Genomic DNA, 14,679 nt, shown 5'->3' on the forward strand with positions numbered 1-14,679 from the left:
TTTATATGAAGTGGTTTTGTTTGTTTTGCGCGGGCGCTATCACACCTCTTTTAGCTGAATTAGACGGCATTTATAAAACCCAAGCTTTTTTATACATGAAAGCCTCTTATGTGGAATTTTTTAAGTATGGGGATAAGTATTATGCCTATGGAATTGCTAATGTAGATGGTTCTAAAGCCAATAAAGATATTTATAATAAAAACCCGGCTTTGCGCAACCGTAGCGATAAGGGGACGGTGTTTTTATATAAATTAACGCGAGCGTGTGGGGATACTTACACAGGGGGGCGGGCTTATAATTTTTATGACGGGCGTACCTATTATGTACAGATCAAACAAAAAAAGAATGGGGATTTAAAGTTTTTACCAAGTTTAGATCGACGGGGATTCTTTGGTAAAACCTTTATTTGGAAAAGGTTAGATGAGGATTATTTAAAAAAGCATGGCATCACAAAACCTAATTTTTCAGAAGTACTCCAAACCCTTAAACAACTCCCTAGTGATGCGTTTTAATCCACTCTAAGGCAATTTTTACCGCATTAGTGGCTGCCCCTACGCGTAATTGATCGGCCACGCACCATAGATGCAAAATTTTAGAATCAAATAAGTCATTTCTAATACGCCCTATAAAAGTTTGATCAGAACAACTAGCTGTAATGGGCATGGGATATAAACCCCTGCTAGGATCATCTATCACCACTAAATTAGGCGAATTCTTTAAAATTTCTCTAGCTTGAGTGGCTTGTACTTCTTGTTTAAAGTGAATGCTAAGACTTTCGCTATGGCTTCTAAGCACGGGGACTCGTACACAAGTCGCGCTAATTGGAAAATCTGCATGCATGATTTTATGACTCTCTTGCACCATTTTCATTTCCTCTTTAGTATAACCAGAGGGCAAAAAGACATCAATTTGAGGAATTACATTTAAAGCTAGAGGATGGGGAAAGACTTCACAAGTTTCATGACCTGCCATTTGGTTTTGTAATTCTATTAACCCTCGTTTACCCGCTCCGCTAGCGGCTTGATAAGTACTCACATCTACCCGTGTAATGCCAAAGGCTTCATGTAAAGGGTTTAAGACCTGCACCATTTGAATCGTAGAACAATTAGGGTTAGCGATGATATTTTTAGGGCAGTGCTTTAAATCTTGGATATTAACTTCAGGTACAACTAAAGGAATATCCTCTTGCAAACGAAAATGGCTAGTGTTATCTATCACTAAAGCTACTTTAGCTGCACTGGGGGCAAAAACCTCGCTCACGCTTTTACCGGCACTAAAAAAGGCAATGTCAATACCGGTAAAACTAGCATGGGTGGTTTCTAAAACGCTGTATTCTGATTGAAAGGCCTTGATTTTTTGCCCGGCACTGCGCTTACTAGCTAGGGGATAAAAGTGGCCTATGGGGAATTGATATTCCTCTAAAACAGAAATAATCTCAGCTCCTACTGCACCACTTGCGCCTACTAAGGCAATGTTATAGGTTTTCATTCTTTTACCATCGCTAAAACCCTTAAAAAACTCAAATGGTTAAATTGTACACCTGTTGTCATGTTTTTTAAAGTCAAAGTTTCTCTTTGCACCTCTTCCTCACCTAGCACCACTACAAATTCATGCCCCTTTTGGTTGGCATAACCAAAGGGTTTTTTGAGTTTGCCAATTTCGGGATAAAGTTCGGTATTGATTTCACTTTGGCGGAGATTTTGGGCTATTTGGCTTGCATAACTAAAGTGGCTTGCATCCATGCACACCACTAACACCCTAGCGCTAGTGGATTTATTTTCAATGAGTTCTAATTCCTCTAGGGCAACTAAAAGCCTATCTAAACCAATAGACGCACCCACACCCGGGAAACTCTTAAGACTAAAACTTTTAGAAAGATTATCATAACGCCCCCCTGAGCAAATGCTACCCAAACTCGTTAGCTGGTTAAGGGTGGTTTCATAGACAATACCCGTATAATAACCAAGCCCTCTAGCAATAGAAAAATCTATTTTGAAGTGATCGGGGTTGATCTCTAAAGAGAGTAATAATTTAAAAAGCGCTTCTAATTCCTCTAACCCTTCTTTTAAAGTGGAATTATAAGCTTTAAGATAGGCCACACTCTTAAAAAATTCTAGGGGGTCTTCTTGTTGTTTGGTGTTGATAATCTCTAAAAAAGCTTGAAAATCCATAAGAGGAAAACAGGCTTTGAGTTCTAAAATAACGCCTTGTTGTCCGATCTTGCCTAGTTTATCTATGATTCTTAAAAAAGCGGTGATCTCCTCTTCAGTGTGCAAGCCAAAGTGTTGGCATAAACCATTTAAAATTTTGCGGTGGTTGATCCACACACAAAACTCTTCTAAATCTAGGGCTTTTAAACTTGCAATAATCACTTGGATAATCTCACTATCGCATAACGAACTAGAGCTACCGATAAAATCAAAATCACACTGGGTAAACTCCCGGTAACGCCCCTTTTGTGCTCGCTCCCCTCTAAAGACATTGCCAATCGCATAACGCTTAAAGGGCAGGCCTAGAGCATGGCTATGTTGGGCAATAAAACGGGCTAAAGGCACGGTCTGATCAAAGCGCAAGCCCACTTCTCGCTTGCCATGATCTTTGAATAGATAGAGTTCTTTTTGAATCTCACCTTCTTCTTGTGTGAGAATGGAGGCGTATTCTAAATGGGGGGTTTCAATGGGCACAAAACCAAAACTTCTAAACACACGGGCTAATTTTTCTAGCACCGCGCCCTTAGCCATCGCCTCTTTAGGCAGTCTATCTTTAAAGCCACTCAGGGTCTTTGGGGTGATCATGGAAGTCCTTTATTAGAATAGATGATTATAACACCCTAGCTCTTTAAATAGAGTTTATGAACAAACAGATTAGGATAAGGAATAATTTTATTTCAAAAGGAACAGAAATGTTTAAAAGTATTTTGCATGCGGTTTTGGTTGGGGCACTGTGTTTAGGCAGTATACAAGGGGAGGGCAATTCGTATTTTTTAATGGCTCAAAAAGCTTACAAGAGCAAAGATTATCAAAAAGCCCTAGAGTATTTTCAAAAGGCCGGAAATATGGGGAGTGCTGAAGGTTATTTCAGTTTGGGTGTCATGTATCATGACGGACAGGGTATTGGAAAAAATTACCAAAAAGCCTTGCAATACTACCAAAAAGCGGCAAATATGGGGAGTGCTTTAGCTTATAACAACTTAGCGATCATGTACCATGACGGGCAGGGCGTAGTAAAGGACTATCAAAAAGCTATGGAGTATTACAAGAAAGCAGCAGATATGGGACTTGCAAGCGCCTATTTCAATTTGGGGCTTATGTATCATAATGGGCAGAGTGTGGGGAAAGATTATCAAAAAGCCTTGCGATACTACAGAAAGGCTGCAAATGGAGGAGTTGCTACAGCTTATCACAACTTGGCAATCATGTATGCTAAGGGACAGGGTGTGCAAAAAGATCTGCAGAAAGCCAAGGAATATGTTAAAAAAGCCTGTAAGATAGGATATGCAGAGCGTGTAACTATTTCTAGAATAGTTAAGTTATCAAGCGTCATTTTCCTATAAGTTTGTAAAAATAGTCCAACCTTGCTTGAATTTAGCAGATTGCGCATTTATTTTCAACAGGAAGAAATATTTTTGAGTCTCATTTTTGCTTTATTCAGGGCGTTTTTGTTTAGACTAACTCCACATGCTCCACATTTTAACACCACTTGTTTAAGCGTGATAAAAGAATACAGATACACTTACTACAATTTTAGCCAATGTTCAAGGTTGTTTACTTATCATTCCCCCCTTAACTCTAAGAGAAGGATTTGCATGCGTTTTTCATTAATTAGTCTTGTTTTAGCAGGATTTTTAAGTGCCGCAACTTATAGCGTAGATGTGAGCTATTCTAATGCCGGGTTTGAGGTTAGGCATATGCTGGTGGCTAAAGTGGAGGGGAATTTTTCAAATTTTAGCGGAAAAGCAGAGATTGAAAAAGGCAAACTCAAGGCTTTGGAGGGGGTGGTGCAGATTAAAAGCATTTCTACAAAAGATAATGACCGGGATACCCGTTTGCGATCATCTGATTTTTTTGATGCTACCCGTTTCCCGCAAGGCACTTTAAAGGCGATTTCTATCCAGCAAAAAAGCGGAGGTGTTTTACAGATACAGGCTAAGCTTAAATTAAAAGATGTAGAAAAAACCATCACTTTAAAGGGTAAAATTGTTGGGCCCGGTAAAAATTTGATGAATTCTAAAGAAATCTATGGGTTAGAGTTGCAGGGGAGTATTAATAGAAAAGATTTTGGTATTGGAAAAGACATAGCAGAGAGCATGGTGGGTAATGAGATTTTACTACGCATTAATTTAGAAGTGGAGTTATAGCCTTTCACAAAGTTTAGGTACAATTGCCTACATTTTGAGGAGAGATTTTGCAAATTAACACCATTTTACGCTAACCAAGTCTATACTACAGCCAAAGATAAATTAGAGCATGATATTAGTTCGTGTATTGGTATCCCTGTTTGTATTCCCCTCCGGGTGTAGTCCTCCAGCCTCACCTCAAATTTCACAACTCCAACAAGATATTACTTGGGATCAATTTAAAGACTTTGCCCACTACGATGATTTTTCTTGTCTCTGGCTTGCCCAATGCCGACGGCTCTTAAAAAATAGGGGAAGTATTTGTGTAATTGGATCGTTTCAAAATATCTACCGCTTAGGCTATTTAATGCAAAATTTAGGCTTTTGGATCATTAATGACATCATTTGGCATAAAACTAACCCCGTGCCTAATTTTACAGGAAGCAGGCTTTGTAATGCCCATGAAATTAAAGCGCCTAATGGTGTTTCTGTTGTGCAACTCGCAGAGATTTATGAGTGGTTTAGCAAAGTTGGTAGTCAGGTTTTAGCGAGTAACACGGTGTGGTTTATCCCTCTGTGTACAGGGAGTGAACGGCTGAAAAACCAAGAGGGCAATAAGTTACACCCCACCCAAAAACCCGAACAACTCTTAGAAAAACTCATTTTAATGGCAACAAAACCCCATGATCTCATCTTAGATCCATTTTTTGGCACGGGAACTACAATGGCTGTCGATCAGAGTAAAGCAAACCAACAGCAAGGCATTGAAACCATGCAGGCTTTAATCAAAGCCGCACAAAGAAGAATAGAGCAGATAACGATTAGTCAAGATGCAATGGCTTATTTAGAATTAGAGAAAAAGCCCCCTAAGGTGTCTATGAAAGTTTTAATAGATACAGGGTATTTAAAAATTGGGGATAAGCTATACTCTCCAGACTACCAAGAAAAATGCCAAGTTTTAGCGGACGGAAAAGTTTGTGATGCGAGTGGGCAGGTGTTATCTATTCATAAAATGAGCGCTAAGATTTTAAACAAGATTAATCATAAATGGTTTGCAGGTTTATTTGCCGGAATTGCTGGGGCGGGTAATTATTATTATTTAGACATGAAAGAGACCCCCTTAGCCCGCACACGAGGGTATAATGTCCTCTTTAATTGGGGCTTGCGTTTCCAACGATCGCATAATATCTTTAAAATCGGGGTCAAAAATCCTCTCATCACCCGCAATTTATCCATGCAAGCTAATAACACAAAAGTGATTCTAAACAAAACAGCAAAAAGTGCTAATATCGTTTGGAAATTTCATAGAAGTGCTTATGAAAAATCTTATTGCGATAGAATCGCGTTATGAAATCTTGGGGGGCTATAGTGGCAAATCGTAGTCTTTAAGTGGGCAATCTTTTAATAAAATAAGCTAGAATGTTTGAAAAGCAGGAGTTTAAAAATGCTTAGCATTGCCCATAGCCCAGATGCAGATGATATTTTTATGTTTTATGCCCTAGCATTTGGCTGGGTTGATTTCCCTAAACCCTTTATTCACCACGCCCTAGACATTGAAACCCTCAACACAGAAGCACTTAAAGGCACGCATGCCATTAGTGCGGTGAGTTTTGCTCTCTATCCGCTGATTAAAGATCAATATGCCCTTTTAGAGTGTGCCACGAGTTTTGGAGAGGGCTATGGGCCTAAGCTAGTGCGCCTTAAAAACAAACCTCTAAAAAAGAATTTTAAAGTGGCTTTGAGCGGGCGCTATACCACTAATGCCATGCTCTTTAGGCTTTATTACCCACAAGCGCGTATCGTGTATAAAAACTTTTTAGATATTGAAAAGGCTGTGCTTAACTCAGAGGTGGATGCGGGGGTTTTAATCCATGAGAGTATTTTAGATTTCCATGCAGATTTGGTAGTGGAAAAGGAAATGTGGGAAATATGGTGTATACGCTGAGTGATTCTACCTTGCCTTTGCCGCTTGGTTGCATGATTTTACGCCGGTCTATTCCGCTTTTACAGGCAATTTTCATGCAAGAGGCTTTAAGCAAGGCAATCAAAATTGCTCTTAAGCGGTCTTACTTATTAAGGAGTTTCATGCGAAAAAATAATCAAAAATTAGGCTTTAAATGTGGTTTTGTGCTGTGCGCATCTTTGGCTTCTCTTGGCGCGCGGGGAGGCGATGTTAGAAATGGGATTTATCTTGAGGGAAGTGCAGGGGCACAAAACATGGCGCTTACCTCTCAGACCCAACAGCCAGTTATAGCCACAATTCACAGTACAAGCTTACAAAATAATATTAAAGCACGCCTCCAAGAGTTAATTGCTAAACTCACCAGCCTAAACAGCACAGCAGCCAAAGTTGGCACAACAAACGATGTTACAAAGATTAACCCCATTGATGCGAAAACCACTTTAGCAGAAATCCAAGCCCTAGAGAGCCAAATTGCTAATGAAATTAGCTTACTACAAAAGTTAATCGCTTCTTCACAAGATTCGCAGGATAAATCCTCTAACCAGCAGATTTTATCAGCCTACCAACAAGTTTTAGAAAGTTTAAAAAGTGTGGGTAGCTCTCTAGAATCACAAATTGATCAATACAATAGCAAGCTTTCTACAGAGAAAAGTGCGTATAACGCTCAGGTGGCTAGTGTTAATGCTCAAAATCAGGCTGCTAACCAAGTCTATACTACAGCCAAAGATAAATTAGAGCATGATATTAGTTCGTGTATTGGTATCCCTGTTTGTACCCCTCCGGGTGTAGTCCTCCAGCCTCACCTCAAATTTCACAACTCCAACAAGATATTAAAACGCTAATTACTACCGCTTATAATGTCCTTAACAATGACATTTCAGGCTTTCTTAGTAATTCTTTAACAAGATCTTCTGTTATTTCACAAAGCCAATTTGAAAATGCTAAAAAGAAAGCAGATGATGAGATAAATGGTATTAGTACTGATAGTTCTAAAAAGGTAAAGGCTTGTACTTTAACCACTAGTTCTGGTATTAGCTCGTGCTTTAGTACTTTACGCAGTGATATGTTTGGCAATAAAGCGCCTAATGGTGTTTCTGTTGTGCAACTCGCAGAGATTTATGAGTGGTTTAGCAAAGTTGGTAGTCAGGTTTTAGCGAGTAACAATACCGATCTAGAGCTCGAATTGCTTAAAATCTATAACGATTATAACGATTCTATCCGGACTGCTCACAATACTTCTAACTATCACCTAAGTGTCCCCGAAACTCTCCGAGTCCCCCAACCCACAGCCCCCACTTTAAATTTAACCTATAACAGCCAAGCTAGCACGATTACTGCCGATCAGAGTAAAGCAAACCAACAGCATAACCTCACACCCATGCAGGCTTTAATCAGTCTTGCACCTCTAAGTAATACCATTAATAGTCTCTCACGCCCTTTTGGTAATGTTAATTGGAATGCTAGTATAGGCGTTGGATACCAGTATTTCTTTAGCCGCCATTTTGGTTTTGATGCCTATATCAACACGGAGTATAGCTATCTAAATAGCCCACTTTTAAAACGCCTAGATAATTTTAAAGCATTACAAGGGGTTTCATGGGGGATTGGGGCGGATTTTATTTATGATATGCTTGTTGCTAAGGGGAAACAAAAATGGTTTGCAGGTTTATTTGCCGGAATTGCTGGGGCGGGTAATTATTATTATTTAGACATGAAAGAGACCCCCTTAGCCCGCACACGAGGGTATAATGTCCTCTTTAATTGGGGCTTGCGTTTCCAACGATCGCATAATATCTTTAAAATCGGGGTCAAAAATCCTCTCATCACCCGCAATTTATCCATGCAAGCTAATAACACAAAAGTGATTCTAAACAAAACAGCAAAAAGTGCTAATATCTATATCTCGTATGCCTATCTCTTTTAAGTTTTAGTTTGTTTCTAGCCTAATTTATAGGCTAGCGGGCGGTGCTTTTAATTTAGTTCGTAGTCTTTAAGTGGGCAATCTTTTAATAAAATAAGCTAGAATGTTTGAAAAGCAGGAGTTTAAAAATGCTTAGCATTGCCCATAGCCCAGATGCAGATGATATTTTTATGTTTTATGCCCTAGCATTTGGCTGGGTTGATTTCCCTAAACCCTTTATTCACCACGCCCTAGACATTGAAACCCTCAACACAGAAGCACTTAAAGGCACGCATGCCATTAGTGCGGTGAGTTTTGCTCTCTATCCGCTGATTAAAGATCAATATGCCCTTTTAGAGTGTGCCACGAGTTTTGGAGAGGGCTATGGGCCTAAGCTAGTGCGCCTTAAAAACAAACCTCTAAAAAAGAATTTTAAAGTGGCTTTGAGCGGGCGCTATACCACTAATGCCATGCTCTTTAGGCTTTATTACCCACAAGCGCGTATCGTGTATAAAAACTTTTTAGATATTGAAAAGGCTGTGCTTAACTCAGAGGTGGATGCGGGGGTTTTAATCCATGAGAGTATTTTAGATTTCCATGCAGATTTGGTAGTGGAAAAGGAAATGTGGGAAATATGGTGTACGCTGAGTGATTCTACCTTGCCTTTGCCGCTTGGTTGCATGATTTTACGCCGGTCTATTCCGCTTTTACAGGCAATTTTCATGCAAGAGGCTTTAAGCAAGGCAATCAAAATTGCTCTTAAGCATCAAAATTTACTCTCACAAATGCTTTTAGAGCGGCAGTTATTGCGGGTAGAAAAGGATCAATTAAACACCTACTTAAAGATGTATGCCAATGAAAGCGCTTGTAAACTAGATTCTAAACAACAAGCAGGGATTGATAAACTCTTTGAAATAGGCTTTAAACACGGGCTATATAACGAATGGATTAGCTGTGTTGATCACTGTATCCCTACAGATTATAAACATTTGCGTTTGTCTTGAAGGAAAAGCATGCAAATATTCAAGAATCAACGCATTAGTAGTACAAACCCTTCTTATTTAGAATTGTATTTTGATTATTACAAACCCAAAAAGCCTAAGGGTGTGGTGATTCAAATTGCTACAGGTATGGTTGAACACAAAAGGCATTATATTTGGCTAGCCACTGAATTATGCCAGCATGGTTATAGTGTGTTTATCTACGATCATAGAGGGCATGGTTTGAGTGTACTTGAACATGGGAGTGAAATTTATTGGGGGGAGATGGGGGTTGATGGCTTTGAGCAAGCAGCAAAAGACATGGCAAAATTAGCTAGCCATATTCAAAACATCTGCAAGGGCTATAAACATGTTTTATTAGGCCATAGCATGGGCTCATTACTAGCTAGACGATTCATGCAGCATAATTACCAGCCTATTCATGCGCTTGTATTAGCCGGTACTCCCGCGCCTTTTTTAGGATTAGGCCTATGTGCATGGGCTCTTAAAATCTTAAGGGCTTTACGAGTCTCTTTTAAGTGGAATATTAATACGCTATTTCATTTGCACCCCCGCGTGCGGGCTATGGGAGGCTCTTGGATTAGCCGTAATGTCCAAACCCTTAGAACAATGCGCAGTGATCCAGCATGCCACTTTTACTTTAGCACGAATAGCTTTGCTTGCCTAGTAGAGGGCACTTATAAAGTGTTTTATACCCATGCTTATGGGCCTAAAGATGTGCCTATTCTTTTAGTTAGTGGGCTAGATGATTTATGTGGGAATTTTGGGGTGGGGGTGATTAAGGCTAGAGAATGTTTAAAAAAGCAGGGTTTTACAGATGTTAGCCTGCGCCTCTTTGATCGCGATCGCCATAAAATTTTAGATGAACCGGACAGAAAAGAAGTATTAGCATCTATTCTAGCTTGGCTCAAGTCTAAGGGGCTTTAAAACTCTCCGGCAGAAATCCCACTCGTCTTTAGCGGGTGGGATGAATGCCACTAATTTGTGGTATAATGCCCCCATACATTCGTATCTACGGCAGGAAGTGTCGGAAGTTACGCCTTTGGAGATATGATGTGTGAGACCTGTAGGGAATGCGTTGGAGCTCAAACTCTGTAAAATCCCTACTATAGGGACACAGAGTGAGAACCAAACTCTCCCTACGGGCAACATCAGCCTAGGAAGCCCAAATGTCTTTAGCATTTGGGCACTTCACGACTGGACTGCTAAACGGGTAGTTTACCACCCGCGCTATAAAGCCCACAATCTTTAGCTAAAGCGATTAAGGCGACATGCTAAAGGTTTTATGCTACAATCACAAACAGAGTAAGGGCTCATCTTGGAGTAGAGGCTGTAGGCCGCTTAGCGCTCAAGCCTTGATGATCCTCTCAATCCCCTAGTTCTCTATGGGGAGTATGTCAAAAGGATATACATGGGTCTAGGTGATTTAAATTTAAGCGATGCGGCTCTTTTAGAGATGTTTAATACCTATAATGGGTGTGGAAAACGGCATGCAAAAGGGCATGTCTTTTCTCCGCATAATGTGCAAGACTATCTCAAGGCTTTTTCCTTGTATAAACAAATTATCTTAGGGGATTGGCGTAACGGGCAGGTTTTTTACCGCTTAGCGCAGATGTATGAAAGAGGGCAGGGGGTGGCTCAAGATGAGCAAAAGGCTTTATCTTGTTATGAGGGGATTATTCAAGTGGCTTTTAAAACCCAGTGGATTTATATCCATGCGCTTAATAAATTAATTGGGGCTTATGAAATGGGAAATGGGGTGGCTAAGGATATGCAAAAAGTGTTGCATTATCAAAATAAACTCAAAGAGGCTAAGTTAGAGATTACTAAGGCTTATTTGCACCTTTATCTTAAAAAAACTCTCTCTAAAACGGGGAGAAGACTTTCCCTTTAAACTAAAATAAGGATGGCCATGTTAGAGAATTTACCTAATTTACCCGTTCAACTAAGCGATGATGCTTTGCTAGATTTATTCAACCAGTACAACGGCGATCAACAGGGTGCGCCTCATATGGTACAAGCCTATTTGCAAGCCTTTGCTTACTTCCGTTGCATTGCTCTTAATGAAAACGACTTTGGCTATGAATTTTACGCTTTGGGGGAAATGTATGAAACAGGACTAGGAGTACCCCTAGATTTAGAGAAGGCTAAGAATCTCTATACAGAGGCAATCAAGCGCTACCAGACCTATGAAGGTGATAGCAAAAAACACACAGAGGCTATGCAGATTTTAGAAAAATGGCTCTAAACTTCCGCGCTAAATGTCCATATCAAAACCAGAATCAGACCCTGTATCGTAATGGCGCCAAGGCTTATTAGTTACGCGAGAAGAATCATCGCCTTTGATTTGGCGGTTATGGCTTTGCCTGTGGGTGTTGAGCGGATTATGGTAGGAATTACAAGAATGGGCTTGTTTGTAAGGATGTGTATCAGCTAGATTTGTAGATAAAGCCCCTCCTGTAAGAGGTAAACGCACTTTAACAGGCTCTTTAGAAAGCCGTTGCAATACAGATGCCCATGGCACACTCTTTGCTTTTGGAAGAACAGAGATTACAACCCCAAAAGGGGCGACTGCGTCTTGGAATTTTTGGAAGTCCTCTTGTTTTAGATGATAAACTAGTAAATCCATGTTTAACTCCTTATTTGAGTTAGCCCTATCCTACTGCTTTAAAAACAACCAACGGGCAATCAGCGTTTTAAGGCGTGGTATTTTTCTAATAAAAATAAGGGATGATAGCCCATCTTTGCCTGCCTCAAGCCTTCAATGCCTAAATCCTCCTCGCGGTTTACCAATTCGCAATCTGCAAAGGCATTTTTGAGCAGTTGTTGGTTAATCATCTGATAAGCTCCGCGTATTTCTGGGTCTGCCTTTTCAATGTGAATCACCGCTACTTTTTCTTGGATTTTCTCCCCAAAACTAAAGCTCGCCACACGCTCCCCTAGAAAAATTACCCCCCCCTGCAAATGTAACCGCTCATAAACTGCTAGAACCTCTAAAATCCCCTGATATTCATGTTCTAACCCCATATCACTAGAATCATCTAAAGCATGCCAGCTTTGTAAAGCCTCTTTAACTTGGGGGATATTGTTAGTTAAAAGAGGTTTGTAGGTAAAATGCGGGTAGGTTTTTAAAAAGGCGTTGAGGTGGTTTTTCTTTTTGTGGAATTTTTTACCCTGCAGGATAATAAGCTCCGGTACGCTATAGATATAATCAAAACGATCGCGCTGTGCTTGAAAATCAAAAACCCCGGGGAAAAAGCATTCTAATTCCTGCTTGTGTTTTTCTTGTAAAGCCCGTATCTCTAGCGCCTCCTCTGTATGGAGTAACTCCTCAAGCACCGCCCTTTTATCGCCCGCTCCAATGGGGTAGAAATAAAAGGGTTTTTCTTGGGGATATTGCGTGCGAATCAGTAAACAACCATGCGCCATGCAAAGGCTAATTTCTCGAGCCAAGCGCCACAAATAAAGATTGGTAAAATTCACATCGGCGATCAAAAAATCATCTTGCTTTAAAAAGGCATCTACTACGCTTTTATCCTCTAAGCAAATGGGTTTAAAGTGCAAGTTCTCTCCGTGTACTAGAATAATTACCCAGTAAAATAGGCGTGGGTGTGGGCAAATTTTGCAAAGCCAAAGCGTTTATCTCTACTAAAACCCCCTCTTTTGTGGCTAGAAATTCAAAAACCTCCAAAGTCTCTAAAAAGGGCTGGATTTGCTCTTTTTGGCTAGCAAACCATAGCGCGCACCGGCTAGGATCAGAAGAAGGATTAGAAAAATCCCCTCTTCCAAGCACAAAATACCAACGCTGGTTTAAAATAAAGCTATGCACAATTTTAAGGCGCTGGTAAATCAACTCTGTAACAAGTTCTCCTAAAGTCTCTTTTTCTAGCGCATAAAAACCAAAATCCACCCTGCGCGCCTCTATAGCTTTAAAAAGCTCCTCCGGATTTAACTTTAAAACTTGAGCGCGCCTGCCAAAAACCATGCGCGCATCGTCTACAAGCCCGCTTAAACCTATTTTTTCTACACTAATAAGGCTTCTGGAGACCCCTAAAATTTCAGTATAAATACTTTCTAAATCTGTACCTACCTGATTAAAAATTGCGTTTTCGCGTACGGGGTTATAAATACTCATACCCTGTTTATGCTTTTGCTTGGCAATTTGGCGGGTGCAAGCAAAGCGGGCATGCAAAAGTGCGCTAATTTTACGATCTAAACTATCAATATAGGCGCGCTGTTTAGTAATCTCACCCCCCTCTAAAGCGCCTAATTCATGTAAGATCAAATCTAAAAAATCCTCCCGCTCTCTTAAAACACTAATGCCCTCCTTTGTGATTCCTAGCTCTAAAATCTGTGGGCGGCTATTATAACGGCTAGCCATGCTTGATCCATAAGCCCCTGCTTGATAAAAAGCAATCAAGTCCCCTTCTTGTATCTCTGGTAAAAGCATTGATTTAGCAAAACAATCCGCGCTCTCACACACAGGCCCTACAATGTCATAGGTTTTTTGTGTGGGGGTTTGCTCTTTAAGCACTTTGATAGGGTGGCTTGCCTGATAAAGCGCGGGGCGCAAAAAATCATTCATGCCTGCATCTACAATAGCAAAGCATTTATGCGCTCTGTGTTTGATATACTGCACACGCGTGATTAAAACCCCATTAGGGGCTATAATGCGCCGACCCGGCTCACAAATGATCGTGCAATCTAGCCCCTTAAAAGCCTGTTTGATTGCTTCACTATAATCATCAAGGGCGATGATTGTTTGATCTTGCTCTTGGCTATAATCCACCCCAAGCCCCCCGCCTACATCTAAAAACTTTAAATCTATACCGCTAGCCATTAAAAAACGCGCTAAATCTGCTAGCTTCATACACGCCTGTCTGAGGGGTTCTAAATTATTGAGTTGCGATCCAATATGGCAATGCAAACCTACTGGCTCTAAAAAGGGGGATTGTTTGGCAAACATAAATATCTGCACCGCCTCTTTCTCCTCTACCCCAAATTTATTTTCAAAAAGGCCGGTAGAGATGTAGGGGTGTGTGATAGCATCAATATTGGGGTTAAGCCGTACTGAGATACGGGCGGGGGTTTTTTGCTCAGAGGCAATTTGTTCGATTCGTTTGAGTTCTGCAAAAGACTCCACATTTAGAAATAAAATCTTAAGCCGCAGGGCTTCTTTAATCTCCTCCTCTAATTTACCCGCCCCACTAAAGATAATCTTGTAGGCTGGAATACCGGCTAAAAGCGCTCTTTGTACTTCATAAAGAGACACACAATCCGCCCCCGCCCCCTCTTTTGCTAGAGTTTGTAAAATTTTCAGATTAGAATTAGCCTTAAGGGCATAGCAGATCAAAGATTTATGCCCTTTAAAAGCCTCTTTAAAGTCTAAGAATACCTGTGTTAACCCTTGCAAATCGTAAAGATAAAAAGGGGTTTTGTGCTCAGAGGCTGCCTTTAAAAGGCTTGCCGAATCTAACAT

General features: G+C 40.5%; 13 protein-coding genes and 4 pseudogenes. 11 read left to right on the top strand and 6 right to left on the bottom strand.

Going from position 1 to position 14,679, the window contains the following annotated elements:
* The first annotated feature begins 5 nt into the window (after positions 1-5).
* Positions 6-512, top strand: a complete 507-nt coding sequence (locus OO773_RS05040) for a DUF2147 domain-containing protein (RefSeq protein WP_006564589.1) — start codon at positions 6-8, stop codon at positions 510-512.
* Here OO773_RS05040 and asd read toward each other — a convergent pair.
* Positions 496-1,488 (bottom strand): aspartate-semialdehyde dehydrogenase, encoded by a 993-nt coding sequence (gene asd, locus OO773_RS05045; protein ID WP_006564588.1) that lies wholly within the window; start codon positions 1,486-1,488, stop codon positions 496-498. The genes OO773_RS05040 and asd overlap by 17 nt on opposite strands.
* Positions 1,485-2,795, bottom strand: a complete 1,311-nt coding sequence (gene hisS, locus OO773_RS05050) for a histidine--tRNA ligase (RefSeq protein ID WP_006564587.1) — start codon at positions 2,793-2,795, stop codon at positions 1,485-1,487. The genes asd and hisS overlap by 4 nt, the downstream gene beginning before the upstream one ends.
* Positions 2,796-2,902: 107 nt before the next feature.
* Here hisS and OO773_RS05055 point away from each other — a divergent pair, with 107 nt between their 5' ends.
* The 10 genes and pseudogenes from OO773_RS05055 (at position 2,903) to OO773_RS05095 (ending at position 11,448) form a co-directional block, all read left to right on the top strand.
* Entirely contained in the window at positions 2,903-3,553 is a 651-nt protein-coding gene (locus OO773_RS05055) for a tetratricopeptide repeat protein (protein ID WP_176601979.1), read from the top strand.
* Between the two features lie 252 nt (positions 3,554-3,805).
* A complete protein-coding gene (locus tag OO773_RS05060) occupies positions 3,806-4,357 on the top strand; it encodes a YceI family protein (RefSeq protein ID WP_006564585.1) in 552 nt (183 codons plus the stop codon).
* 109 nt (positions 4,358-4,466) lie between these two features.
* Positions 4,467-5,543, top strand: a pseudogene (locus OO773_RS05065) (DNA methyltransferase); the annotation flags it as partial.
* A 67-nt stretch (positions 5,544-5,610) separates the two neighbouring features.
* Positions 5,611-5,712, top strand: a pseudogene (locus OO773_RS09995) (HinfI family type II restriction enzyme); the annotation flags it as partial.
* A 68-nt stretch (positions 5,713-5,780) separates the two neighbouring features.
* Positions 5,781-6,445, top strand: a pseudogene (locus OO773_RS05070) (MqnA/MqnD/SBP family protein); the annotation flags it as partial.
* Between the two features lie 605 nt (positions 6,446-7,050).
* Complete coding sequence (locus tag OO773_RS05075; RefSeq protein WP_264828459.1) at positions 7,051-8,223, top strand: outer membrane protein; 1,173 nt, start codon at positions 7,051-7,053, stop codon at positions 8,221-8,223.
* Between the two features lie 125 nt (positions 8,224-8,348).
* Positions 8,349-9,203: a menaquinone biosynthesis family protein gene (locus tag OO773_RS05080; protein ID WP_034375617.1), complete on the top strand. Its 855-nt coding sequence runs from the start codon at positions 8,349-8,351 to the stop codon at positions 9,201-9,203.
* Positions 9,204-9,212: 9 nt separating this feature from the next.
* Positions 9,213-10,127, top strand: coding sequence for an alpha/beta fold hydrolase (locus OO773_RS05085; RefSeq protein ID WP_064430223.1), 915 nt, complete (start codon positions 9,213-9,215; stop codon positions 10,125-10,127).
* A gap of 484 nt (positions 10,128-10,611) precedes the next feature.
* Positions 10,612-11,094 carry an SEL1-like repeat protein gene (locus OO773_RS05090; protein ID WP_040499220.1) on the top strand — a complete coding sequence of 161 codons (483 nt, stop codon included), beginning with the start codon at positions 10,612-10,614 and terminating at the stop codon, positions 11,092-11,094.
* An 18-nt stretch (positions 11,095-11,112) separates the two neighbouring features.
* Positions 11,113-11,448 (top strand): SEL1-like repeat protein, encoded by a 336-nt coding sequence (locus OO773_RS05095; protein ID WP_034375074.1) that lies wholly within the window; start codon positions 11,113-11,115, stop codon positions 11,446-11,448.
* Between the two features lie 9 nt (positions 11,449-11,457).
* Here OO773_RS05095 and OO773_RS05100 read toward each other — a convergent pair whose 3' ends face one another.
* The 4 genes and pseudogenes from OO773_RS05100 to lysA form a co-directional block, all read right to left on the bottom strand.
* Positions 11,458-11,829: a hypothetical protein gene (locus OO773_RS05100; protein WP_034375071.1), complete on the bottom strand. Its 372-nt coding sequence runs from the start codon at positions 11,827-11,829 to the stop codon at positions 11,458-11,460.
* Positions 11,830-11,888: 59 nt separating this feature from the next.
* Positions 11,889-12,764, bottom strand: a complete 876-nt coding sequence (locus tag OO773_RS05105; protein ID WP_232087172.1) for a DUF2156 domain-containing protein — start codon at positions 12,762-12,764, stop codon at positions 11,889-11,891.
* On the bottom strand, positions 12,754-13,392 hold the full coding sequence (locus OO773_RS09810) for a chorismate mutase (protein WP_331250938.1): 639 nt from the start codon (positions 13,390-13,392) through the stop codon (positions 12,754-12,756). The genes OO773_RS05105 and OO773_RS09810 overlap by 11 nt, the downstream gene beginning before the upstream one ends.
* A gap of 57 nt (positions 13,393-13,449) precedes the next feature.
* Positions 13,450-14,679 (bottom strand): annotated as a pseudogene (lysA, locus tag OO773_RS09815) (diaminopimelate decarboxylase); the annotation flags it as partial.

Source organism: Helicobacter suis HS1, assembly GCF_026000295.1.
GTDB lineage: Bacteria > Campylobacterota > Campylobacteria > Campylobacterales > Helicobacteraceae > Helicobacter > Helicobacter suis.

Excerpts from the sequence above, each read along its gene's own strand:
- OO773_RS05040 (WP_006564589.1), top strand. The coding sequence starts at position 6 with ATGAAGTGGTTTTGTTTGTTTTGCGCGGGCGCTATCACACCTCTTTTA.
- asd (WP_006564588.1), bottom strand. The coding sequence starts at position 1,488 with ATGAAAACCTATAACATTGCCTTAGTAGGCGCAAGTGGTGCAGTAGGA.
- hisS (WP_006564587.1), bottom strand. The coding sequence starts at position 2,795 with ATGATCACCCCAAAGACCCTGAGTGGCTTTAAAGATAGACTGCCTAAA.
- OO773_RS05055 (WP_176601979.1), top strand. The coding sequence starts at position 2,903 with ATGTTTAAAAGTATTTTGCATGCGGTTTTGGTTGGGGCACTGTGTTTA.
- OO773_RS05060 (WP_006564585.1), top strand. The coding sequence starts at position 3,806 with ATGCGTTTTTCATTAATTAGTCTTGTTTTAGCAGGATTTTTAAGTGCC.
- OO773_RS05080 (WP_034375617.1), top strand. The coding sequence starts at position 8,349 with ATGCTTAGCATTGCCCATAGCCCAGATGCAGATGATATTTTTATGTTT.
- OO773_RS05085 (WP_064430223.1), top strand. The coding sequence starts at position 9,213 with ATGCAAATATTCAAGAATCAACGCATTAGTAGTACAAACCCTTCTTAT.
- OO773_RS05090 (WP_040499220.1), top strand. The coding sequence starts at position 10,612 with ATGGGTCTAGGTGATTTAAATTTAAGCGATGCGGCTCTTTTAGAGATG.
- OO773_RS05095 (WP_034375074.1), top strand. The coding sequence starts at position 11,113 with ATGTTAGAGAATTTACCTAATTTACCCGTTCAACTAAGCGATGATGCT.
- OO773_RS05100 (WP_034375071.1), bottom strand. The coding sequence starts at position 11,829 with ATGGATTTACTAGTTTATCATCTAAAACAAGAGGACTTCCAAAAATTC.